This window comes from Enterobacter sp. MGH85 (assembly GCF_001037655.1).
Lineage (GTDB): Bacteria > Pseudomonadota > Gammaproteobacteria > Enterobacterales > Enterobacteriaceae > Enterobacter > Enterobacter intestinihominis.
On sequence record NZ_KQ089925.1, the window covers coordinates 3,575,031 to 3,598,026 of the forward strand.

Below are 22,996 nucleotides of genomic sequence, written 5' to 3' on the forward strand. Positions count from 1 at the left end.
GGTAATGCGCTGGATTGGTGAGCGCATCGCCGCAGCGCTGCCAGCAGAGAAGTTGAATGGTGATTATGGCGGGAGTAAAACACCGCTCGACCAGCGCGACCTCTGGCGCACTCCACCAGCCCTCTTCGCTTCCCTTGATGCTGAGTTCTGCTTCCAGCTTGATGCCGCCGCGGCGCCTCATAACGCACTGTGCCGGAAGTTCATCACCGCCGAGCAGAACACGCTGGAAACGCCCTGGGCTGATTACCTGAATGTTCCTGGCTACGTCTGGCTGAACCCACCTTATAGCGACATCACGCCGTTCGTTAAGAAGGCTGCCGCCGAGAGCGCCAATCAGATCGGCACGGTAATGCTGGTGCCGGCAGACACTTCGGTTGGCTGGTTCAAAGAGGCTATCCAGACAGCCAGCGAGGTGCGCTTCATCACAGCAGGGCGGCTGGCATTTATCAACCCGGTCACCGGTAAGCCGGTAAGCGGCAACAACAAAGGGTCGATGCTCATCATCTGGCGACCGTACCCGCGTACACACTGCCACTTCGCAACTGTGGACCGGGACGAGCTGATGGCTTTCGGGGCGAAACTTCTCGCCCGCCGGGAGGCCGCATGACGCCAGAAACAGACAACGCCATCCGCGCAGCCTGCCGCCGCTGCACCGAGGAAATCCAGCAGGCCATGCGCAAGAAGCCAAAGCCTAACTGGAACGAAACGGTGCCTCCCATCATCAACAAGCATCACAAGAAAATTGAAGCTCTGGGAGTTAGCCTCCTGGAGTTCGTCGTATACACAGGGCGGCTTAATCGCCGCTTCGGAGTGGAATCGTGAAAGTTTATATTGCCGGGCCCATGAGCGGCCTACCTAATTTTAACCGCGCCGCTTTTAACCATGCGCATTTTCATCTCTGGTCGAAAGGCCATATTGTTCTGAATCCCGCCCGTCTACCAGATGGATTAACCCAGGGCGAGTACATGGACATCTGCCTGGCAATGCTTCGCTGTGCTGATGCTATCTACATGCTTGAAGGCTGGGAGCACTCCGCTGGTGCCCGAGCGGAGAATGCCCTGGCCGAGAAGCTGGAAATGGAAATTATCTTCCAGGAAGAGGAACGCGCCGCATGAACAGAGCCTCACCCGTTGATTTGAGGAAGAGCCTCGAAATCGCCAACAACCTCGCACACATCGGGATTCGCTTTGTGCCGATCCCGGTAGCTACAGAGGAGGAGTTCCAGACGCTGGCCGCCGAGCTATCTCGACGGCTTGAGCAGATGGCTGTCGAAGCCGAGAAGAATGAAGGCGGTGCAGCATGAAAGCACTAATCACCAGGGAGCTTAAGGCTCCTTTTTTATTGCTGGCGTTCACCTTCAACCGAATTAACCGACAGTTCCGGGAGCACCCATGAAACGAACATCCATAGCATTAGCTGTCATGGCCGGCACTCTGGCTTCGATTAAACCGTGCAGCATCGCAGAAATTCCCCCTTCTCTATGTACCGGAAATAGCTACCCGGTTAGCGGCGGGAAGACTGGCATTGCAGCGGCGCGTCGAGCCGCCAAGAAACGCAGGAGAGCACGAAATTGCTGACATCATCGACACCGCAGCAGAGATTGAAGAGCTTCAGCGTAACGCTGCCCTTTCCGCTCACCGGCTCAACCGTAACGCCGTATCAGCTGAGCGTTGTGAAGAATGCGACGAACCAATACCCGAGCCGCGGCGCGTTGCCGTTCCCGGCTGCCAGACGTGCGCGGATTGCCAGGGTGTTATCGAGTTGAAGAATAAGCAGAGGGGGGTGTGATGCCAGATATCACTCGTGAGGAGGTAGAAAAACTGCTTTCTTACAATCCGGAAACTGGTGAGTTTAGATGGAAGATCAAATGGGGAAATCAGTCTGCCGGTAATTTAGCAGGAAATACTGACAGACTTGGTTATCTCACCATCCAAGTGCACAGGAAGCTTATTAAGGCCCACCGAATAGCATTTCTTCTCATGACTGGAAGTTGGCCGAAAAGTTACATCGACCACATAAATAGAAACCCTCGAGACAACAGATTCTGCAATTTACGCGAAGTAACCCCACTCCAAAACACCATGAATCGTTCCGTCGCATCAAACAACACTTCCGGTGTCGCAGGAGTTTCTTATGAGGAGAGAAGAGGAAAGTGGCGAGCTCACATCAAGGTGAACGGAAAAATGAAAAGCCTTGGATATTTCAAGCAAAAAGAAGATGCGATAGCGGCCAGAAAAAAAGGTGAAGAAACTCACTTCGGCGAATTTTCAGCACGATAAATACAGATCGCTGCGCGCCCAGCGTGCGGCGTAAGGAGAATTATGAGCACCATTCAGGACATACGAAACCAGCTATCAACCCTGGTTACCGAGGCGCACAAAGTGGCGTGCTCCCTCGATATAGGTGATGAGCGAACCGAGGCTTTCGAGCTATACGAAGCGCTTCGTCGACTTCAACGCCAGGGTGCCGCTGGTGAAATACTTTCCGCAACAAACCCACTCCTCGCCTCGCCATATTACGACGAGGGCTGGGACGAAGACGAAGATGACTGACGCAACTGATAGCCAGTTATGAGCTGGCTATTGGGTGCGAAAGCACCGCCTCACATCCCTTGATGTTATTGCCGCCTACGGGCGGCTTCTTTTTGCCTGGAGAAAACCATGAGCGACATTATTCAGTTGGTACCGAATAAATGGGTCACAGAGGAACTTTTAACTGCGACAACCGGCATGTCAAAGCACATGATTCAGCATGCCCGCCGGTCTACCTGGATGGAAGGAAAGCATTATCGCCATGTTGCCCCTGATATGGCACCTAAGCAAAACAGCCCAATCATGTATAACCGCGATGAGATAAACCACTGGATCGAGCACCAAAGCCCAGCGAAACGCCGGAGAATATCTGCTTAAATGTCCTTTGGCACATCAAACGAGGAATGATTATGGCAGCATACCCAACAGGCGTAGAGGTTCATGGCGAATCGTTACGCATATGGTTCATATATCAGGGAAAGCGTGTCAGGGAAAATCTCGGCGTTCCTGACACGCCAAAAAACAGGAAAATGGCAGGCGAGCTTCGGGCTTCAGTCTGCTTTGCGATAAAGACAGGCACATTCAATTATGCCTCACAATTCCCGGATTCATCGAACGCAGAGAAATTCAGCACTGTCAGAAAGCAAATCTCCCTACTTGAACTGAAATCGAAATGGCTCGGACTTAAGGAGATGGAGCTTAGTCTCGGGACTTTGCGGCGTTACGATTGCCACCTCACAACAACCATCGAAACTATTGGTGAGCACAGGTACATCGGCAGCCTGAACACTGAAGATATCCTTAGCGCCAGGAAGGAGCTACTGAACGGCTGGCAGAAAACCAGGCATGGACTGAATCATCCACCCAAAAAAGGAAGAAGCGTTCCTACCGTCAATAGTTATATGGCATGTCTTGGCGGGATGCTTGGCTTTGCTTTCAAAAGTGGATACCTGAAAACCGATCTGATGGCAGGTATTACCCCTCTCGCAAAAGAAAGACCCATTCCAGATCCTCTTACTTCTGATGAGTATCAGAGAGTGGTTGCGGCCTGCCCAACGCTACAGTTTCAGAATATGGTTATCTTTGCGGTAAATACAGGCGTCAGGCATGGCGAACTAAGCGCGTTATCCTGGGAGGATGTGGATACTGTCAACTGGACTGTTACAGTGTCACGGAACTATTCCCTGAAGGGAAACTTCACCCTGCCAAAAACCAACGCCGGGATTCGAACAATACAGCTGACCCAGCCAGCAATTGATGCCCTCAAGGCGCAAATGCCACTGACCAGAATGATGGCATCCCACAAGGTAAGCGTCAGCCTACGGGAATACAAGAAAAAGAGAACTGACGAATGCACCTTTATATTCTCCCCGTCCATTACTTCAATGAACGGCAAGAAGACAATGTGCTACGTTCCCGGGTCTATTAATTCGGCCTGGCGCACTGCCCTGCGTCGTGCAGGCGTCCGGCAAAGACGATCTTATGAAACCAGAAACACATATGCTTGCTGGGCACTGGTAGCTGGAGCGAATCCAAACTTCGTTGCGCACCAGATGGGCCATTCGTCAGCGCAAATGCTCTTCACGGTTTACGGTAAATGGATGACCGAGAATAACCATGACCAGGTGGGCATTTTGAACGCGTCTTTTACTCAAAATGCCCCACTGATGCCCCATAGAAAAACCGCATAACCTCAAGTATCTGATTTTAAATATCAATATCACTTCAATCATGATTCATCTGGATGAGCAAGGTCGGCTCTTTTGCCTTTAGCTTCCTGCCGGTAATGTTCTGTATCGCCATTCCTCTGGGTCTGGCGCGCGAAAACAAAGGCGTGGCGGCGTTTGCGGGCTTCGTTGGCTATGCGGTCATGAACCTTGCGGTTAACTTCTGGCTGACCGCCAAAGGGATCCTGCCCACGACCGACGCGGCGGTACTGAAAGCCAATAACATTCAGAGCGTGATTGGAATTCAGTCCATCGATACCGGGATCCTTGGAGCCGTGATCGCGGGAGTGATTATCTGGATGCTGCACGAGCGCTTTCATAACATCCGCCTGCCCGATGCGCTGGCCTTCTTCGGCGGCACCCGCTTTGTGCCAATCATTACGCTGGTTGTGATGGGTCTGTTTGGTCTGATCATCCCTCTGATTTGGCCGGTTTTTGCCATGGGGATCACCGGAATTGGCCGCATTATCAACGGCGCGGGTGATTTCGGCCCGATGATTTTCGGTACGGGTGAACGTCTGCTGCTGCCATTTGGTTTACAGCACATCCTGGTTGCCCTGATCCGTTTTACTGAAGCAGGCGGTACTATGGACGTTTGCGGTCATTCCGTTAGCGGCGCGCTGACCATCTTCCAGGCCCAGCTGAGCTGCCCGACCACGCACGGCTTCTCTGAAAGTGCGACGCGTTTCCTCTCTCAGGGGAAAATGCCTGCCTTCCTCGGCGGCCTGCCGGGCGCTGCGCTGGCGATGTACCACTGTGCCCGTCCGGAAAATCGTCATAAAATTAAAGGCCTTCTGATCTCCGGCGTTATTGCCTGCGTGGTGGGCGGTACAACAGAACCTATCGAGTTCCTGTTCCTGTTCGTGGCACCGGTGCTGTACCTCATCCACGCCGTACTGACGGGCCTGGGCTTTACCGTGATGGCTGTGCTCGGTGTAACCATCGGTAACACCGACGGTAACGTGATTGACTTCGTGGTATTCGGTATCCTGCACGGCCTGTCCACCAAGTGGTATCTGGTGCCGGTTGTGGCCGCCATCTGGTTCGCGGTTTACTACGGGATCTTCCGCTTCGCCATCACCCGCTTTAACCTGAAAACGCCTGGCCGCGATACCGATACGGCCACCAGCGTTGAACAGGCAGTGGCCGGTACCGTTGGGAAATCCGGATATAACACGCCGGCTATTCTGGCGGCGCTGGGCGGTGCGGATAACATTACCTCTCTGGATAACTGCATCACCCGCCTGCGTTTGTCGGTGGCGGACATGTCCAAAGTGGATACCAACGCACTTAAAGCTAACCGGGCTATCGGCGTGGTACAGTTAAATCAACACAATTTGCAGGTCGTCATTGGCCCGCAGGTACAGTCAGTGAAGGATGAGCTGGCAACCCTGATGCGAACCGTCGAAGCCTGATGCCTCGCCCCCCTCGTCATGAGGGGGTTTTACTTTACGGAGCACCGTCATGTTTGATTTTTCTACCGTCGTGGATCGACACGGCACCTGGTGTACCCAGTGGGATTATGTCGCTGACCGTTTTGGGGCTGCCGACCTGCTGCCCTTTACCATCTCTGATATGGATTTCGCCACCGCTCCCTGTATTACCGATGCGCTGCACCAGCGCATCAACCACGGCGTGTTTGGCTACAGCCGCTGGAAAAATGACGAATTTCTGGCTGCCGTGGCGCACTGGTTCCGGCAACGCTTTAACAGTCAGATTGATACCGAAACCGTAGTGTATGGGCCGTCGGTCATTTATATGGTCTCGGAGCTGATCCGCATATGGTCCGCGCCTGGCGACGGCGTGGTGGTTCATACCCCGGCTTACGATGCCTTTTATAAAGCCATTGAAGGCAACCAGCGTACCGTTGTTTCCGTGCCGATGCAGAAAACGGCGCGTGGCTGGGACGGCAATATGGCCGCGCTGGAAGCGGCGCTGGCAAAACCGGAAAACACGGTTCTGCTGCTGTGTAGCCCGCAAAATCCAACCGGCAAAGTCTGGACGCGGGAAGAGCTGGCCACTATTGCAACGCTTTGCAGCCGTCATGATGTGGCGGTAATCAGCGACGAAATTCATATGGACATGGTATGGGGCACGCATCGCCATACCCCGTGGAATGAGGTTGCACGCGGTAAATGGGCGCTGCTGACCTCCGGTTCCAAAAGCTTCAATATTCCGGCACTGACGGGCGCCTGGGGGCTTATCGCCGATGACGACAGCCGTAACGCCTATCTGAATGCATTAAAAGGGCGGGACGGACTCTCTTCCCCTTCCGTGCTGGCGCTGACCGCGCACATTGCTGCTTACCGGCAGGGCGAACCCTGGCTGGACGCGCTGCGGACCTATCTCGAAGAAAACCTGCGCTACATTGCTGACGAACTGAATGCTGCATTTCCGACACTCAACTGGCAACCGCCAGAGGCCACATATCTGGCCTGGATTGATCTCAGCCCACTCGGTATTGATGACAAAACGCTACAAAACGTGCTGATTGAACAGCAAAAAGTGGCCATCATGCCGGGATATACTTATGGGGATGAAGGAAAAGGCTATGTGCGACTGAACGCTGGCTGTCCGCGTAGTAAGCTTGAACAGGGCGTTCAGCGCCTCATCGCGGGCATCAACACTCTGCTGTAAATTATTTGCGCAACGGAATATTCCCTTGCGCAAATAGCTTTTTCCCCCGTTTTGTTTTTATAATATGGCGCACTTTAACCAGCAAAGAGTGCGACCATGATTGATACACGCCTGCCTTTAACTGATATTCACCGCCACCTCGACGGGAACATTCGTGCCCAAACTATTCTCGATCTTGGTCGCCAGTTCAATTTAACGCTTCCTGCCGAAACGCTTGAAACCCTGATCCCCCATGTCCAGGTGACGTCGAACGAGCCGGATCTGGTAAGTTTTCTGAGCAAGCTTGACTGGGGCGTGAAGATGCTGGCCTCGCTCGATGCCTGTCGCCGTGTCGCCTTTGAAAACATCGAAGATGCCGCTCGCAACGGCCTGCACTATGTCGAACTGCGTTTCTCTCCGGGCTATATGGCGATGACCCACAGTCTCCCCGTAGCGGGCGTGGTTGAAGCGGTCATTGAAGGCGTGCGTGAAGGCTGCAAAACCTTTGACGTTCAGGCGCGTTTGATCGGCATTATGAGCCGTACCTTCGGTGAAGCGGCCTGTCTTCAGGAGCTGGAAGCGTTACTGGCGCATCGCGACCAGATCACCGCCATCGACCTGGCCGGTGATGAATTGGGCTTCCCGGGCAGCCTGTTCCTGTCTCATTTCAACCGCGCACGTGATGCAGGATGGCATATAACTGTTCATGCGGGCGAAGCTGCGGGGCCGGAAAGCATCTGGCAGGCCATTCGTGAACTGGGTGCGGAACGTATTGGTCACGGCGTGAAAGCCATTGAAGATCGCGCGCTGATGGATTTCCTCGCCGAACAACGTATTGGAATCGAATCCTGCCTGACCTCCAATATTCAGACCAGTACAGTGGCGTCGCTGGCGCAACACCCACTGAAAACCTTCCTTGAACACGGGGTGCTGGCTTCACTGAACACGGACGATCCGGCGGTTCAGGGCGTGGATATTATTCACGAATACAACATCGCCGCGCCGCAGGCCGGGCTGAGCCGCGAGCAGATCCGTCAGGCGCAAATCAACGGGCTGGAGATCGCCTTCCTGACGCCTGAAGAGAAACAGGCGCTGCGCGATAAAGTTGCTCAGTAGTCCTCTTTACTGCCGGGTGGCGCTGCGCTTACCCGGCCTACGAAAGCGTTTGGCACTTATGCCAGACAGAGCGTTGCGCGATGTTTGGCAGATTCGATCCCCAGCTCGATGAGCTCCATAATCTGGATTGCCTGGCTCGCCGGAACCGGATTTTCACCTGAACCGTTCAGCGCGTCACGAATTGCGGCGTAATACGCCGGATAGTTCCCAGGCTGGGTCAACACCGTCTCTTCAACCAGTACCTCACCCTCCGCACGCGTCACCACCCCGTCCCGCATGTCGTAGCCCCAGTCCTCCTGCGGTAAGCGTTCGCCATTTTTGAGGCGCTCTTCCTGCGGATCCAGGCCGAACTTCACATAGCTGCCGCGCGCCCCGTGAAGGATATAGCGGGCCGATTCCGCCGCCGCAAGCATTGTCCCGTGCAGCACAATGCGCCGCTGCGGATAACTCAAAACGGCGTGGAAATAGTCGGTGGTCTGCGCCCCCGGCCTGAGCTGCGCTAAATCGACCGTCATGCTTACGGGCAGACCAAACAGATGAACGGCCTGATCGAGAAGATGCGGCGCTAAGTCATACCAGATGCCGCTGCCCGGTCCCGCCTGCTCGCGCCAGCGATCTCGCACCTGCGGACGATAACGATCGAAGTGAGACTCAAAAAAAGCAATTTCGCCGAGCGTGCCTTCGTTTATCAGCGCTTTGATCGTCAGGAAATCACTATCCCAGCGCCGGTTGTGAAAGACCGACAATAACCGACCCAGGCTTCGCGCCAGCGCATCCAGCTCGCGCGCCTGTGACAACGTCACGGTAAAAGGCTTATCGACAACGACATGTTTGCCAGCCTCCAGCGCCGCTTTCGCCAGGGGGAAATGGGTGTCGTTAGGGGTGGGAATGACAATAAGGTCAATATTAGGATCGTTAAACAGATGCTTAGGCTCCGTTACCACCGGCACGGCTGGCCAGTCGGCATGGACTTTGGTTTCATCGCTGCTTGTGATAGCCGCCAGTTCCATTCCCGGCGTGCCAGCAACCAGCGGCGCATGAAAGGTTTTGCTTGCGTACCCGTAGCCAATAAGACCGACGCGGATGTTTTCACTCATCGTATGCCCCCTCGCTGTGCGCTTATTTATCACTGGCCTTGTGCTTAACGCACAGATTAATAATGTGCCCTGTGAGTTAAAATAGCATCTCGCGACAGCTTTTTTTGTTACCTCGCATTAAAGTGTGTATATGGGGCCCGGGAATCGTTCCCAAAGCGCTTGCTCTGTCGAAAAGGCCGCTGTAACATTTGCAATCTGTATTTATGGATAAATTACAAACACAAAATATGTCATCAATAATTAATCGAATCATTGAATTAGCGGGATGGATTGTCCTTGGCGTTTCAGTCGTGTTGCTCGGCATTGCCAGCCATATCGATAACTACCAGCCGCCGGAGCCTGTTACTGTTGCTCAACAAAAGTAAGCCGCATCGTCATAAAGCGTGACACATTACGTCATGGAACGTATTGCCAGCCGTAATGAACGGGGTTACCCTTCTCTTCCAGGCATCTGCTGATGCCTGAATCTTCGCAAAGAAAACTCCTAATTTCGTCGCGTTACCCGAGTGGACAGTTTACGTCTTTATTAATCCGTTTATTATTCGAACGCATTACCTTTATGGGTATTACCCTTTTATATGGAAACTTATTAATATGACAGTTCAGGACTATTTATTAAAATTTCGCAAGATCAATTCCCTCGAAAGCCTGGAAAAACTGTTTGACCATCTGAACTACACGCTGTCGGATAATCAGGACATCATCAATATGTACCGCGCGGCTGACCATCGTCGCGCCGAACTCGTCTCTGGCGGTCGTCTGTTCAACGTGGGGGAAGTACCTAAATCTGTCTGGCGTTACGTTGTATAAGAAAGTAGCCTTCGGCGTGAAATGTTATATACTCTCCGCCCTGCAAATTTCTGTATAACATTTCGCGCAGACTATGGGAGAGCGTATGACCGCATTGCCTGGAGAGAGAATTGGGGGCTGGTTAATCGCCCCGCTGGCATGGCTGCTGGTGGCTTTATTAAGCGCTTCGCTGGCGCTGTTGCTTTACACCACTGCACTGGTTACTCCTCATGCTATCCAGACACTGATGTCTCAGAGTGCGCTCAATATTGCGACGTGGTTTGTGTCGTTCGTTTTCGCAATCGCGATGTGGTACTACACGCTTTGGCTGACCATCGCCTTCTTCAAACGCCGCAAAAGCGTGCCGAAACATTACATTATCTGGCTGCTGGTCTCCGTGCTGCTTGCCGTCAAAGCGTTCGCTTTTTCGCCAGTTTCTGATGCACTGGCGGTTCGCCAGCTACTCTTTCCGTTGCTTGCAACGGCGCTTCTGGTGCCCTATTTCAAGCGGTCGACGCGCGTTAAGAAGACCTTCGTTAACCCGTAATAACCTTACAGTTAACCTGTTGTGGCCTGTTGTCGTTTATCCGATAATAGGCGGCTCTTTTATTTCAGGCTAAATAATGACCGATTACTTACTGCTCTTTGTCGGAACTGTGCTGGTTAATAACTTCGTACTGGTGAAGTTCCTTGGCCTGTGCCCGTTTATGGGGGTCTCCAAAAAGCTGGAGACGGCAATGGGCATGGGGCTGGCCACCACCTTCGTGATGACGATGGCCTCCATTTGCGCATGGCTGATTGATACCTGGATCCTGATCCCGCTGGACATGCTCTACCTGCGCACCTTGTCCTTTATTCTGGTCATTGCGGTGGTGGTGCAATTTACCGAAATGGTAGTGCGTAAAACCAGCCCTGCCCTGTATCGCCTGTTGGGTATTTTTCTGCCCCTCATCACCACCAACTGTGCTGTGCTGGGCGTGGCGCTGCTCAACATCAACCTTGGGCATAATTTCATGCAGTCGGCGCTGTACGGTTTTTCCGCGGCGGTCGGTTTCTCTTTTGTTATGGTCCTGTTCGCGTCGATTCGCGAGCGTCTGGCAGCGGCGGATATTCCCGCGCCGTTTCGCGGTAACGCCATCGCTCTGGTGACCGCAGGTTTAATGTCTCTGGCCTTTATGGGCTTTAGTGGTCTGGTGAAGTTGTAATGAGTGCTATCTGGATTGCCATCGCGTCCATCAGCGTACTGGGACTCGTCTTTGGCATCATTCTGGGTTATGCCTCCCGCCGGTTTGCGGTAGAGGACGATCCGGTGGTAGAAAAAATTGATGAGCTTTTGCCGCAGAGCCAGTGTGGGCAGTGCGGCTACCCTGGCTGCCGTCCTTACGCTGAGGCGGTGGGCGTGCAGGGAGAAAAGATCAACCGCTGCGCGCCGGGTGGCGAAGCGGTCATGCTTAAAATAGCTGCCCTGCTGAATGTCGATCCGCAGCCTGTCGACGGCGATGAACAGGCGCAGGAGCCCGTTCGTGCCCTTGCTGTTATCGACGAAGCCAACTGCATCGGCTGCACCAAATGTATTCAGGCGTGCCCTGTCGACGCCATTGTAGGCGCAACCCGCGCCATGCACACCGTTGTGGCGGACCTGTGCACCGGTTGTAACCTCTGCGTGGCCCCCTGCCCGACGCAGTGTATAGAACTCCGCCCGGTTGAAACGACGACCGAAAGCTGGAAATGGAATCTTCAGACCATTCCGGTTCGCAATATTCCTGTGGAACAACATGCTTAAGTTATTTTCTGCTTTCAGAAAAGAGAAGATCTGGGACTTCGACGGCGGTATCCATCCCCCGGAAATGAAAACCCAGTCAAACGGTACGCCGCTGCGTCAAATTCCGCTGGCGACCCGCTACGTGATGCCATTGAAACAGCACATCGGCGCGGAAGGCGAGCTGTGCGTGAAAGAAGGCGATACCGTCCTTCGCGGCCAGCCGCTGACCTTTGGTCGTGGACGTATGTTGCCGATACATGCCCCGACTTCGGGCAAGGTGGTGGCTGTTGCCCCCCATACCGTTGCCCATCCCTCGGCGTTGTCTGAGCTGAGCGTCATCATTGAAGCCGACGGGGAAGATCTCTGGATCGATCGTGACGGCTGGAGCGACTACCGTTCCCGCAGCCGTGAAGCGCTGATTGAACGCATTCATCAGTTTGGCGTAGCAGGTCTTGGAGGCGCTGGCTTCCCGACCGGCGCCAAGCTTCACGGCGGCGGCGATAAAATCGAAACGCTGATTATTAACGCCGCCGAGTGCGAACCGTACATCACCGCCGATGATCGTCTGATGCAGGACTGTGCCGCGCAGGTGGTGGAAGGTATTCGCATTCTTGCGCATATCCTGCAACCCCGCGAAGTGCTGATCGGTATTGAGGACAATAAACCGCAGGCCATTTCGATGCTACGTGCGGTACTGGCGGACAGCCATGATATCGCCCTGCGCGTGATCCCGACCAAATACCCGTCAGGCGGGGCGAAGCAGCTGACGCAGATCCTGACCGGAAAACAGGTCCCCCACGGGGGCCGTTCGTCCGATATCGGCGTGCTGATGCAAAACGTGGGTACTGCCTACGCGGTGAAACGTGCGGTGATTGACGGCGAGCCATTGACCGAACGCGTCGTCACGCTGACCGGCGAGTCCGTCTCCCGTCCCGGCAACGTCTGGGCGCGTCTGGGTACGCCGGTGCATCATCTGCTGGAACAGGCTGGCTTCTGCCCGGGGAGCGAGCAGATGGTCATTATGGGCGGCCCGCTGATGGGCTTTACCCTGCCGTGGCTGGATGTGCCAGTGGTGAAGATTACCAACTGCCTGCTCGCCCCTTCCCCAACGGAGATGGGCGAAACGCAGGAAGAGAAAGGTTGTATACGCTGTAGCGCCTGCGCGGATGCGTGTCCGGCAGACTTGCTGCCGCAGCAGTTGTACTGGTACAGCAAAGGCCAGCTGCACGATAAAGCCCAGGCGCATAACCTGGCTGACTGTATTGAATGCGGTGCCTGTGCCTGGGTCTGCCCAAGCAATATTCCGCTGGTGCAGTACTTCCGTCAGGAGAAAGCCGAAATCTACGCTATCTCCATGGAAGAAAAACGTGCCGCTGAGGCGAAGGCCCGCTTTGAAGCGCGCCAGGCGCGACTGGAGCGCGAGAAACAAGCCCGTCAGGAACGCCATAAGCAGGCTGCCGTGCAGCCTGCGGCGAAAGATCAGGATGCGATTAACGCTGCCCTCGCCCGTGTGCGGGAGAAGAACGCGACTGCCGCTCAGCCGGTAGCGATCGTGTCTGGCCAAAAGCCGGACAATAGCGAAGCGATTGCCGCCCGCGAAGCGCGTAAAGCCGAAGCGCGCGCACGTCAGGCGGAGAAGGCGCAAAACGCCAAACCGGAAGCCGACACAGACCCGCGTAAAGCGGCGGTGGAAGCGGCTATCGCCAGGGCAAAAGCCCGTAAAGCCGGTCAACAGACAGTGGTGGTTGAACAGGAAGCGACCGATCCGCGCAAGGCGGCCGTTGAAGCCGCTATCGCCCGCGCCAAAGCACGTAAAGCGGCACAGCTTCAGCCTGCCGAAGAGAGTGAAGCGCCTGTCGACCCACGTAAAGCCGCCGTTGAAGCGGCCATCGCCCGTGCCAAAGCACGAAAAGCGGCACAGCAGGACGAACGGCCTGCGGCCGCCAACGACGATCCACGCAAAGCCGCAGTCGCCGCCGCGATTGCGCGTGTTCAGGCAAAGAAAGCCGCGCAGCAAGCCGTTAACGAGGATTAAATGGTTTTCAGAATTGCAAGTTCCCCTTACACCCATAACCAGCGCCAGACATCGCGTATTATGATGCTGGTGTGCCTGGCCGCGTTGCCAGGTATTGCCGTACAGTGTTGGTTTTTCGGCTGGGGTACGCTTTTCCAGTTAGTTCTGGGTTGCGCCAGTGCCGTCGCAGCGGAAGCAGCGATCCTGAAGCTGCGCAAAATGGAGGTGACTCGCATCCTGAGCGATAACTCCGCCCTGTTGACCGGCCTGTTGCTTGCCATCAGCATTCCCCCGTTCGCCCCGTGGTGGATGGTAGTATTGGGTACGATATTTGCGGTGATCATCGCCAAGCAGCTGTACGGTGGGCTGGGCCATAACCCGTTTAACCCGGCAATGATTGGTTACGTGGTGCTACTGATCTCCTTCCCGGTACAGATGACCAGCTGGCTGCCGCCGCATGAGATCGCCGCCACGGTGCCCGGCTTTATGGATGCCCTGAACGTTATCTTTACTGGCGACACCGCGATGGGCGCGGATATGAACGCGCTTCGCATGGGCGTGGATGGCATCAGCCAGGCCACCCCGCTCGATACCTTCAAAACCTCCCTGCGTGCCGGCCACAGCGTCGAGCAGGTGATGAAATCGTCTATTTACAGCGGCGTACTGGCGGGTGCGGGCTGGCAGTGGGTCAATCTGGCCTACCTGTTGGGCGGTGCCTTCCTGCTGCAACAAAAAGCGATCCGCTGGCATATTCCGGTGAGCTTCCTGGTGACGCTGGCCGTCTGTTCAACGCTCGGCTGGGTCATCTCACCTGAGTCACTGGCCAGCCCGCAGCTCCATCTGCTCTCCGGCGCGACCATGCTCGGGGCATTCTTTATTCTGACCGATCCGGTCACCGCCTCTACCACCAACCGAGGTCGTCTGATTTTCGGCGCGCTGGCGGGCTTGCTGGTCTGGCTTATTCGCAGCTTTGGTGGCTATCCGGACGGCGTGGCATTTGCCGTACTGCTGGCTAACATCACCGTTCCGCTCATCGACTACTACACGCGTCCACGCGTGTACGGTCATCGCTAAGGGTTACGCCATGCTAAAGACTATGCAAAAACACGGCGTCACGCTGGCGATCTTCGCCGCCGCCCTCACCGGGCTGACCGCGCTGGTAAATGAACTGACGAAAAGCACCATTGAAGAGCAGGCAATGAAGCAGCAAAAGGCGTTGTTCGATCAGGTGATCCCATCAGACTTCTATGATAATAACCTGCAAAAAAGCTGCTTTGTCGTGCAGGCCCCGCAGCTCGGTAAAGGAACACACCGCGTTTATATTGCCCGTAAGGGCGAGAACCCGGTGGGTGCCATCATGGAAGCCACCGCGCCGGACGGTTACTCTGGCGCAATTCAGCTGCTGGTAGGCAGCGATTTTTCCGGCACCGTGCTGGGTACGCGCGTGACGGAACATCACGAAACGCCGGGCCTTGGCGACAAAATTGAAACACGCCTGAGCGACTGGATTTTACACTTTGCCGGTAAGATGATTCATGGCGAGGACGATCCTGCTTTCGCGGTGAAAAAAGATGGCGGTGAGTTTGACCAGTTCACGGGCGCCACGATTACGCCCCGCGCGGTCGTCAACGCCGTCAAACGCGCCGGTCTGTATGCCGAAACGCTGCCCGCGCAGATCAATCATCTTTACGCCTGTGAGGAGTGACCATGAGCCAGGTTAAAGAGGTTATCGTCCAGGGACTCTGGAAAAACAACTCGGCACTGGTACAGCTGTTGGGATTGTGCCCGCTGCTGGCGGTGACGTCTACCGCCACCAACGCGCTCGGGCTGGGGCTGGCGACCACGCTGGTGCTGACCCTGACCAACTTCTCCATTTCTGTTTTGCGCCGCTGGACGCCATCGGAAATCCGTATTCCGATTTATGTCATGATCATTGCATCGGTGGTCAGCGTCGTGCAAATGCTAATTAACGCCTACGCATTTGGCCTGTACCAGTCGCTCGGGATCTTCATTCCGCTTATCGTGACTAACTGTATTGTCGTGGGACGCGCTGAAGCCTTCGCGGTGAAAAACAACCCGGCAATTTCCGCGCTGGATGGGTTTTCCATCGGCATGGGCGCGACTGCCGCCATGTTCGTCCTCGGCTCTCTGCGTGAAATTCTGGGCAACGGTACGCTCTTCGACGGTGCGGACGCGCTGCTTGGCGGCTGGGCGAAATCGCTGCGTATCGAGGTGTTCCATACGGACACCCCATTCCTGCTGGCCATGCTACCGCCAGGCGCCTTCATTGGCCTTGGGATGATGCTGGCGTTAAAATACCTGATTGATGAAAAACGTAAACGCCGCGCCGCTGAACGCAGCGTACAGGAAGGGATCCCCGAGAAAGCAGTATGAATAAAGAGAAACGCATTGCGATCCTGACGCGCCTGCGCGATGAGAATCCTCATCCAACGACAGAGCTGAATTTTAACTCGCCGTTTGAACTGTTGATCGCGGTGCTGCTCTCTGCGCAGGCCACTGACGTGAGCGTCAACAAAGCCACGGCCCTGCTCTACCCTGTAGCCAATACGCCGCAGGCCATGCTGGGGCTGGGGGTTGAAGGGGTAAAATCCTATATCAAGACCATCGGCCTGTTTAACAGTAAGGCCGAAAACGTCATTAAGACCTGCCGGATCCTGCTTGAGCAGCACGGCGGTGAAGTCCCGGAAGATCGCGCAGCGCTGGAAGCGTTGCCAGGCGTCGGGCGTAAAACGGCAAATGTCGTGCTCAACACGGCGTTTGGCTGGCCGACGATCGCCGTGGACACTCACATCTTCCGCGTTTCTAATCGCACCCGGTTCGCGCCGGGTAAAAACGTGGAAGAGGTGGAAGAAAAGCTATTAAAAGTGGTCCCTGCGGAATTTAAGGTGGATTGCCATCACTGGCTAATCCTTCACGGGCGCTATACCTGTATTGCACGTAAGCCACGCTGCGGCTCCTGCATTATCGAAGATCTCTGTGAATACAAAGAAAAAGTCTATCCCTGAAGGTACATCCACTTGTTACTGTTCAAGCCCTTAGATTAAACAAGGGCTCTGATATCTTCTCCCTTGGCCGTAATTTTCCCTCTCATTGTCCATAAAGTGTTGTCGATTCTGCGGATATTTAACACTCAAACAGGTTAATAGTTTTTTCATCACCAAAAATTTCTATACATCTGTGATCGCGATCACTCTGATAACTTGATGTTGGATTTTTGTTGTTAAAACCCTCTCCACGCCTTTGCCAGACAAGATCTCCTCGTTTACTCACCGCATATAAGACCAGTCATTTTTCAGAATATGGGCTATATCACTGCCTTTCACCCAAAATAGCAGAACATATCGCCATACAGCCATTCATCAGGGTCATTTACAGTGAAAAAAACCACCAATTCTCAACGGATGAAATTTAACGCTACATAACATTTGCGTGAACCGATGATTATACCGCCACAGTTATATGTAACAGATTATTACAAACGTATTGCCAGATGGGGCTGGATAGTGAACATTACCCGCCGTTTCCCCTCCCAATATAACTATAAAGCGGATGGACTACGGTCATCACGCTATGAACACCCCCGTTAATATGGGATGTAAAAAAAGAGGTATATGTGTCTACTGCAAACAATAAACCAACAGATGAGAGCGTAAGTCTTAACGCTTTCAAACAGCCTAAAGCGTTCTATCTCATTTTCTCTATCGAATTATGGGAGCGTTTTGGCTACTACGGCCTGCAAGGGATTATGGCCGTTTACCTGGTTAAGCAACTGGGTATGTCCGAAGCCGATTCCATCACGCTGTTCTCGTCCTTCAGCGCTCTGGTCTATGGCCTGGTCGCCATCGGCGGCTGGTTAGGCGATAAAGTCCTCGGTACGAAACGTGTCATTATGCTGGGCGCCGTGGTTCTGGCGATTGGCTATGGTCTGGTTGCATGGTCCGGGCACGATGCGGGCGTGGTATACATGGGCATGGCTACCATCGCGGTAGGTAACGGCCTCTTTAAGGCTAACCCGTCCTCCCTGCTTTCTACCTGCTACAACAAAGATGATCCGCGTCTGGACGGTGCATTTACCATGTACTACATGTCCATCAACATCGGTTCATTCTTCTCTATGCTGGCAACCCCATGGCTGGCCGCGAAATTCGGCTGGAGCGTAGCGTTTGCGCTGAGCTTCGTGGGTATGCTGATCACCGTTGTGAACTTCCTGTTCTGTCGCAGCTGGGTTAAAGATTATGGTTCTAAACCAGACTTCGAACCCGTGCATATGGGCAAACTGCTGGCAACCATCGTCGGCATTGTGATCCTGGCCGCTGTCGCGACCTGGCTGCTGCACAACCAGGGTATTGCACGTGCCGTACTGGCCGTGGTTGCGCTGGGTATCGTGATTATCTTCGCTAAAGAAGCCTTCGCGATGCAGGGTGCGGCACGTCGTAAGATGATTGTGGCGTTCATCCTGATGCTGGAAGCGATTATCTTCTTCGTCCTGTACAGCCAGATGCCGACGTCTCTGAACTTCTTCGCAATCCGCAACGTTGAGCACTCCATCCTGGGTATCGCGTTCGAGCCGGAGCAGTACCAGGCACTGAACCCGTTCTGGATCATGATTGGTAGCCCGATTCTGGCCGCTATCTATAACAAGATGGGCGACCGTCTGCCGATGCCGCACAAGTTCGCGATCGGTATGGTGCTGTGCTCTGGCGCATTCCTGGTGCTGCCGCTGGGGACGAAATTCGCGACCGACGCGGGTATCGTGTCTGTTAACTGGCTGATCCTGAGCTATGCGCTGCAATCCATCGGTGAACTGATGATCTCCGGTCTGGGCCTGGCGATGGTTGCACAGCTGGTCCCTCAGCGTCTGATGGGCTTCATCATGGGTAGCTGGTTCCTGACGACCGCTGGCGCAGCCATCATTGCAGGTAAGATTGCGAACCTGATGGCGGTACCGGACAACGTTACCGACCCGCTGGTCTCCCTGAACGTCTACGGCACCGTGTTCATGCAAATTGGTATCGCGACAGCCGTAATTGCCGTGCTGATGCTGCTCACCGCACCAAAACTCAATCGTATGACGCAGGACGACGACAAATCCGCTAAAGCGACCAACACCGCGAACGCGTAATGTCATCGGGAAACGACTGAACAGAAGCCGCTAATTGATTAGCGGCTTTTTTTTTATCTGAACGCGCACTAACATAGCGGGAACCTCAGCAAAAAGGAGTTACCGATGAAACTGTTCTATAAACCGGGCGCCTGCTCTCTTGCTTCGCATATCACCCTTCGCGAGAGCGGTAAGGATTTCACGCTGGACGGCGTTGACCTGATGAAAAAGCGCCTGGAAAACGGGGATGACTTTTTTGCGATTAACCCAAAAGGGCAGGTTCCGGCCCTGCTGCTGGATGACGGTACGCTGCTGACCGAAGGCGTGGCGATTATGCAGTACCTGGCCGACAACGTGCCTGATCGTCAGCTGCTGGCACCAACAGGCAGTATCTCTCGCTATAAAACCCTTGAGTGGCTTAACTACATCGCGACCGAGCTGCACAAAGGCTTTACGCCGCTGTTCCGCCCGGATACTCCGGAAGAGTACAAACCGACCGTACGTGCGTTACTTGAGAAAAAGATGCAGTACATTAATGACTCACTGAAAGACGATCAGTGGATCTGCGGTGCGCGTTTCACCATTGCTGATGCGTATCTGTTTACCGTTCTGCGCTGGGCGCGCGCGGTGAAGCTGAACCTGGAAGGATTAGATCATATTGCGTCGTATATGGAACGCGTAGCGGCACGCCCTGCGGTTGCAGCGGCGCTGAAGGCAGAAGGGTTGAATTAATCCGAGCGCGCTGTATTGCCGGGTGGCGCTGCGCTTACCCGGCCTACACTATCCCTGCTCTTACAATTGGGTTGCGCTGAAATAATGCTCGGGCTTCGCGATGCGATCCTGCGCCGCGACCACCTGGAGCTCATATTCCTGCATCGTCTTCGTCGCAATCATGATTTCATAAACGGCTGCGGTGACGTGCTCCAGCGCATCGCGCAGGCTTGCGCCCTGCAATAGCTTCACCAGCAGCAAACCGCTGGTCACATCCCCAACTCCGACAGGCTGACGTGCACCGAAATCCACCAGCGGTCGACTGATGTGCCAGGCTTCGTCCTTGGTCACCAGCAGCATCTCAAAACGGTCCTGGCTCAACCCTGCGCGTGCCAGGTGCTTAACCAGTACAATCTCTGGCCCCTGGGCGATGAGCTCGCGAGAGGCGCGTACAGCCTCTTCTACGCTGTTGACTGGATGCTCGCACAGGATCTCAAGTTCAATCAGGTTGGGCGCAATAATATCGCTGGCAGGCAATGCATGACGGACATGAAACTCCGCAACGCCCGGCGCGACGATGCAGCCTTTTTCCGGATGTCCCATCACCGGATCGCAGAAATATTTCGCCGCGGGGTTTGCCGCTTTCACCTGGCGCACAATGCCGAGGATATGCTCCCCCTGCTCCGCCGAACCCAGATAACCGCTCAGTACGGCATCGCAGCGTTTAAGCTGGTCGATATCCGCAATCCCCTGAACGATCTCCGTCAGATGCGACGGCGGCATCACGCAGCCGGTCCATTTACCGTACTGGGTGTGATTCGAGAACTGAACGGTATTGAGGGGCCAGACGTTGGCCCCGAGGCGGCGCATCGGGAATTCCGCAGCGCTGTTGCCAGCATGTCCAAAAACAACGTGGGACTGAATGGCGAGGATGTTCTTCATGTTGTACTTACCAAACCCTGTCAAAACAAAAGGGGCGTGGTTTCCCACGCCCCTGCGTACTTTTAATTACTTCCAGCAGACCAGGCAGTAATTTTTCTTACCGCGACGCAGCAGCGTGTAGCGACCATAGAGACGGTCGTTCTCGGTAAAGGTGTATTCCGGATCGGCCTGTTTTTCGCCATTAATGGTGATCGCGTTAGAGGCGATGGTTTTACGCGCCTGACCGCGAGACGGCTGGAGCTCGGAGTCCACCAGCGCCTGCATCAGATCGGCGCCTTTTTCCATCTCCACCATCGGCACGCCATCCTGAGCAAGCTGTTCGAAATCCTCTTCGCTTAAATCGCTCAGGGTCCCGTTGAACAGGCTCGCCGTAATGCGTTTCGCCGCTGCCAGACCTTCTTCACCATGAACCAGTTTAGTCACTTCGTCGGCCAGCACATACTGGGCGCGCGGTGCTTTACCGCTGTTCTTGTCTTCTTCTTCCAGCGCATTGATTTCTTCGATATCCATAAAGGTGAAGAATTTCAGGAAGCGATAAACATCGGCATCCGCCGTGTTGATCCAGAACTGGTAGAATTTGTACGGGCTGGTTTTCTTCGGATCAAGCCATACTGCGCCGCCTTCGGTTTTACCAAACTTGGTACCGTCTGCTTTGGTGATCAGCGGCACGGTCAGACCAAACACCTGATTCTGGTGAAGGCGACGGGTCAGATCGATACCGGAGGTGATGTTTCCCCACTGATCAGAACCGCCAATTTGCAGCGACACGCCGTGCAGCTTGTTCAGGCAGGCGAAGTCATACCCCTGCAACAGGTTGTAGGAGAACTCGGTGAAAGAGATACCCTGATCGTCACGGTTAAGACGCTGCTTGACCGCTTCTTTGTTAATCATCTGGTTAACAGAGAAGTGTTTGCCGATGTCACGCAGGAACGTCAGCACGTTCATGCCACCAAACCAGTCGTAGTTGTTCGCCGCAATCGCAGCGTTGTCACCACAGTTGAAATCCAGGAACGGTGCAACCTGTTTACGGATCTTATCCACCCACTCCTGCACGGTGTCTTCGGTATTCAGCTTACGCTCAGCGGCTTTGAAACTTGGGTCGCCAATCAGACCAGTCGCACCGCCAACCAGGGCAACAGGCTTATGACCCGCCATCTGGAAGCGTTTCAGGCATAACAATGGAACAAGATGCCCCAAATGCAAGCTGTCAGCGGTGGGATCGAAGCCGCAATAGAGCGCGATCGGGCCTAGCGCCAGTCGCTCTGCTAACGCTTCCTCGTCCGTCACCTGGGCCACCAGGCCCCGCTCTTGCAATTGTTTAATCAAGTTACTGCTTGCCATCAAATTCTCCATGTATAAACGACTGCACCTTTGCCGGTACACGACTTTTCGCCTGATGCGAAAGGACCATAGAATAAAGCGCCAGCGCGGTGTGCGCTAGCGCTTAAATCAACAAATTTTGGGGATTACGGTGCCAGTCGGTCTATTTTCCAGCCACCGTTGTCGCGCTGGTATAAAAAGCGATCGTGCAGGCGGTGCTCACCGCCCTGCCAGAATTCCATCTGCTCAATGGGGATGCGGAACCCGCCCCAGAAACTCGGCAGCGGCACTTCACCCTGCTGAAACTTCTGTTTGAGTTCGAGGAATTTACTTTCAAGTACGCCGCGGGCCGAGATTCGGCTGGACTGTTTAGAAACCCAGGCGCCAATCTGACTGTCGCGCGGTCGGCTGTGGAAATATTTCACCACTTCGAGCGTAGAGAGGCGCTCTGCCTTGCCGGTAACCATCACCTGGCGCTCAAGCATATGCCACGGGAAGAGCAGGCTAATACGCGGATTATTTTCCAGGTGATGCGCTTTACGACTACCAAGGTTGGTGTAGAACACCAGCCCTTTCTCGTCATAATGCTTAAGAAGAACGATGCGTTGATACGGCTGACCGTTTTCATCAACCGTGGCAACGACCATCGCCGTCGGGTCGGCCAGTTTCGCTTCGCAGGCCTGTTTCAGCCAGCGTTCAAAAAGCACCAGCGGTTCGGCGGGAAGATCCTGGCGGCGCAGACCGCCTTTGGTGTATTCACGGCGCAGATGCGCAATTTGCTGTAGTTCGTCGTTATCTGACATGGCGTTAGCTGAAAGTGAGGTTGGGTGGCGCTATTGTGCGCGCCCCCTTCAAAAATCTCAACGCTTCGGATTTTCCAGCTGACAATTGTTCAGCACAATGCGGTCTCGCTTATAGACGGTGGCGCTGTCACCTTTTGACCAGAAGACGTAGATCCCATCCGTGTAACGCGCCCCGGAGGCGGACATCCCCTGCTTCAGCGTCAACAACTTATTGTCATAAACAAAGCTGGCTTCCTGGCGAGTGTTGTTCAGCTTCACCGTCAGCGGTTTTTCATCACAACGATATTCCAGCTTATCGGTTTGCATACGCTCAACGAACTGGTTATAGACGCTGCATCCGGTCATAAGAAAAGGTACAGCAATGAGAAGAAGTTTTTTCATGGGCAGATTCCGAAGACTATCCTGGTCCTGGAGGGCCTAACCGCCCTCCTGTTTTTCCCTATTTT

At 54.5% G+C, this 22,996-nt stretch carries 28 protein-coding genes and 1 pseudogene; 24 read left to right on the forward strand and 5 right to left on the reverse strand.

All coding sequences use genetic code 11. The features are described 5' to 3' along the window. The first annotated feature begins 4 nt into the window (after positions 1-4). From SK51_RS25790 to add, 12 genes and pseudogenes are all read left to right on the forward strand, one after another. Positions 5-607 carry a phage N-6-adenine-methyltransferase gene (locus SK51_RS25790; RefSeq protein ID WP_242447805.1) on the forward strand — a complete coding sequence of 201 codons (603 nt, stop codon included), beginning with the start codon at positions 5-7 and terminating at the stop codon, positions 605-607. After that, positions 604-822, forward strand: coding sequence for a hypothetical protein (locus tag SK51_RS16820; RefSeq protein ID WP_006176198.1), 219 nt, complete (start codon positions 604-606; stop codon positions 820-822). The genes SK51_RS25790 and SK51_RS16820 overlap by 4 nt, the downstream gene beginning before the upstream one ends. After that, entirely contained in the window at positions 819-1,115 is a 297-nt protein-coding gene (locus SK51_RS16825; protein ID WP_048206846.1) for a DUF4406 domain-containing protein, read from the forward strand. Before SK51_RS16820 ends, SK51_RS16825 begins: the two co-directional genes overlap by 4 nt. After that, positions 1,112-1,303, forward strand: a complete 192-nt coding sequence (locus tag SK51_RS16830; RefSeq protein ID WP_048206847.1) for a DUF1382 family protein — start codon at positions 1,112-1,114, stop codon at positions 1,301-1,303. Before SK51_RS16825 ends, SK51_RS16830 begins: the two co-directional genes overlap by 4 nt. 266 nt (positions 1,304-1,569) lie before the next feature. After that, on the forward strand, positions 1,570-1,788 hold the full coding sequence (locus tag SK51_RS16835; RefSeq protein WP_048207232.1) for a TraR/DksA family transcriptional regulator: 219 nt from the start codon (positions 1,570-1,572) through the stop codon (positions 1,786-1,788). Next, entirely contained in the window at positions 1,788-2,279 is a 492-nt protein-coding gene (locus tag SK51_RS16840; RefSeq protein ID WP_047355337.1) for an HNH endonuclease, read from the forward strand. The genes SK51_RS16835 and SK51_RS16840 overlap by 1 nt, the downstream gene beginning before the upstream one ends. A gap of 42 nt (positions 2,280-2,321) precedes the next feature. After that, a complete protein-coding gene (locus tag SK51_RS16845; protein WP_048206849.1) occupies positions 2,322-2,552 on the forward strand; it encodes a hypothetical protein in 231 nt (76 codons plus the stop codon). A 108-nt stretch (positions 2,553-2,660) separates the two neighbouring features. Beyond that, complete coding sequence (locus SK51_RS16850; protein WP_022650951.1) at positions 2,661-2,909, forward strand: excisionase family protein; 249 nt, start codon at positions 2,661-2,663, stop codon at positions 2,907-2,909. Between the two features lie 32 nt (positions 2,910-2,941). Beyond that, positions 2,942-4,222: a site-specific integrase gene (locus SK51_RS16855; protein WP_045345348.1), complete on the forward strand. Its 1,281-nt coding sequence runs from the start codon at positions 2,942-2,944 to the stop codon at positions 4,220-4,222. A 44-nt stretch (positions 4,223-4,266) separates the two neighbouring features. Further along, positions 4,267-5,673, forward strand: a pseudogene (gene malX, locus SK51_RS16860) (maltose/glucose-specific PTS transporter subunit IIBC); the annotation flags it as partial. A 49-nt stretch (positions 5,674-5,722) separates the two neighbouring features. Next, on the forward strand, positions 5,723-6,895 hold the full coding sequence (locus SK51_RS16865; protein WP_023306016.1) for a MalY/PatB family protein: 1,173 nt from the start codon (positions 5,723-5,725) through the stop codon (positions 6,893-6,895). 96 nt (positions 6,896-6,991) lie between these two features. After that, complete coding sequence (add, locus tag SK51_RS16870) at positions 6,992-7,990, forward strand: adenosine deaminase (protein WP_022647922.1); 999 nt, start codon at positions 6,992-6,994, stop codon at positions 7,988-7,990. A 56-nt stretch (positions 7,991-8,046) separates the two neighbouring features. Here the strand turns inward: add and SK51_RS16875 are convergent, their stop codons facing one another. Then, positions 8,047-9,087: an oxidoreductase gene (locus tag SK51_RS16875; protein ID WP_023306015.1), complete on the reverse strand. Its 1,041-nt coding sequence runs from the start codon at positions 9,085-9,087 to the stop codon at positions 8,047-8,049. Positions 9,088-9,326: 239 nt separating this feature from the next. Between SK51_RS16875 and blr the strand changes: the two genes are divergently transcribed. The 12 genes from blr to gstA all read left to right on the forward strand — a co-directional run bounded on the left by blr (position 9,327) and on the right by gstA (position 19,506). Beyond that, complete coding sequence (gene blr, locus SK51_RS16880; RefSeq protein WP_151884424.1) at positions 9,327-9,452, forward strand: division septum protein Blr; 126 nt, start codon at positions 9,327-9,329, stop codon at positions 9,450-9,452. A gap of 229 nt (positions 9,453-9,681) precedes the next feature. Further along, the gene (ydgT, locus tag SK51_RS16885; RefSeq protein ID WP_000217941.1) at positions 9,682-9,897 is read left to right on the forward strand and encodes a transcription modulator YdgT; all 216 of its coding nucleotides are present in this window, start codon (positions 9,682-9,684) and stop codon (positions 9,895-9,897) included. A gap of 85 nt (positions 9,898-9,982) precedes the next feature. Continuing rightward, entirely contained in the window at positions 9,983-10,423 is a 441-nt protein-coding gene (locus SK51_RS16890; RefSeq protein ID WP_015570663.1) for a DUF2569 domain-containing protein, read from the forward strand. A gap of 76 nt (positions 10,424-10,499) precedes the next feature. Then, positions 10,500-11,081 carry an electron transport complex subunit RsxA gene (gene rsxA / locus SK51_RS16895; RefSeq protein WP_022647920.1) on the forward strand — a complete coding sequence of 194 codons (582 nt, stop codon included), beginning with the start codon at positions 10,500-10,502 and terminating at the stop codon, positions 11,079-11,081. Beyond that, on the forward strand, positions 11,081-11,659 hold the full coding sequence (gene rsxB, locus SK51_RS16900; RefSeq protein WP_023306014.1) for an electron transport complex subunit RsxB: 579 nt from the start codon (positions 11,081-11,083) through the stop codon (positions 11,657-11,659). Before rsxA ends, rsxB begins: the two co-directional genes overlap by 1 nt. After that, on the forward strand, positions 11,652-13,673 hold the full coding sequence (gene rsxC / locus SK51_RS16905) for an electron transport complex subunit RsxC (RefSeq protein ID WP_023306013.1): 2,022 nt from the start codon (positions 11,652-11,654) through the stop codon (positions 13,671-13,673). Before rsxB ends, rsxC begins: the two co-directional genes overlap by 8 nt. Next, positions 13,674-14,726 carry an electron transport complex subunit RsxD gene (gene rsxD, locus SK51_RS16910; RefSeq protein WP_023306012.1) on the forward strand — a complete coding sequence of 351 codons (1,053 nt, stop codon included), beginning with the start codon at positions 13,674-13,676 and terminating at the stop codon, positions 14,724-14,726. Between the two features lie 10 nt (positions 14,727-14,736). Continuing rightward, positions 14,737-15,357 (forward strand): electron transport complex subunit RsxG, encoded by a 621-nt coding sequence (gene rsxG / locus SK51_RS16915; protein WP_023306011.1) that lies wholly within the window; start codon positions 14,737-14,739, stop codon positions 15,355-15,357. Positions 15,358-15,359: 2 nt separating this feature from the next. Then, positions 15,360-16,046, forward strand: coding sequence for an electron transport complex subunit E (locus SK51_RS16920; RefSeq protein ID WP_003857592.1), 687 nt, complete (start codon positions 15,360-15,362; stop codon positions 16,044-16,046). Continuing rightward, a complete protein-coding gene (gene nth / locus SK51_RS16925; RefSeq protein WP_023306010.1) occupies positions 16,043-16,678 on the forward strand; it encodes an endonuclease III in 636 nt (211 codons plus the stop codon). Before SK51_RS16920 ends, nth begins: the two co-directional genes overlap by 4 nt. Before the next feature lie 608 nt (positions 16,679-17,286). Continuing rightward, on the forward strand, positions 17,287-18,795 hold the full coding sequence (dtpA, locus tag SK51_RS16930) for a dipeptide/tripeptide permease DtpA (RefSeq protein ID WP_023299961.1): 1,509 nt from the start codon (positions 17,287-17,289) through the stop codon (positions 18,793-18,795). Between the two features lie 105 nt (positions 18,796-18,900). Further along, positions 18,901-19,506 carry a glutathione transferase GstA gene (gstA, locus tag SK51_RS16935; protein WP_023306009.1) on the forward strand — a complete coding sequence of 202 codons (606 nt, stop codon included), beginning with the start codon at positions 18,901-18,903 and terminating at the stop codon, positions 19,504-19,506. 60 nt (positions 19,507-19,566) lie between these two features. Here gstA and pdxY read toward each other — a convergent pair whose 3' ends face one another. The 4 genes from pdxY to mliC form a co-directional block, all read right to left on the reverse strand. After that, the gene (gene pdxY / locus SK51_RS16940; RefSeq protein ID WP_023299959.1) at positions 19,567-20,427 is read right to left on the reverse strand and encodes a pyridoxal kinase PdxY; all 861 of its coding nucleotides are present in this window, start codon (positions 20,425-20,427) and stop codon (positions 19,567-19,569) included. A gap of 66 nt (positions 20,428-20,493) precedes the next feature. Beyond that, positions 20,494-21,768, reverse strand: coding sequence for a tyrosine--tRNA ligase (gene tyrS / locus SK51_RS16945; protein ID WP_023306008.1), 1,275 nt, complete (start codon positions 21,766-21,768; stop codon positions 20,494-20,496). A 125-nt stretch (positions 21,769-21,893) separates the two neighbouring features. Beyond that, a complete protein-coding gene (pdxH, locus tag SK51_RS16950; RefSeq protein WP_003857601.1) occupies positions 21,894-22,550 on the reverse strand; it encodes a pyridoxamine 5'-phosphate oxidase in 657 nt (218 codons plus the stop codon). A gap of 57 nt (positions 22,551-22,607) precedes the next feature. Beyond that, positions 22,608-22,937: a C-type lysozyme inhibitor gene (gene mliC / locus SK51_RS16955; RefSeq protein WP_100248986.1), complete on the reverse strand. Its 330-nt coding sequence runs from the start codon at positions 22,935-22,937 to the stop codon at positions 22,608-22,610. Between the last annotated feature and the right edge of the window lie 59 nt (positions 22,938-22,996).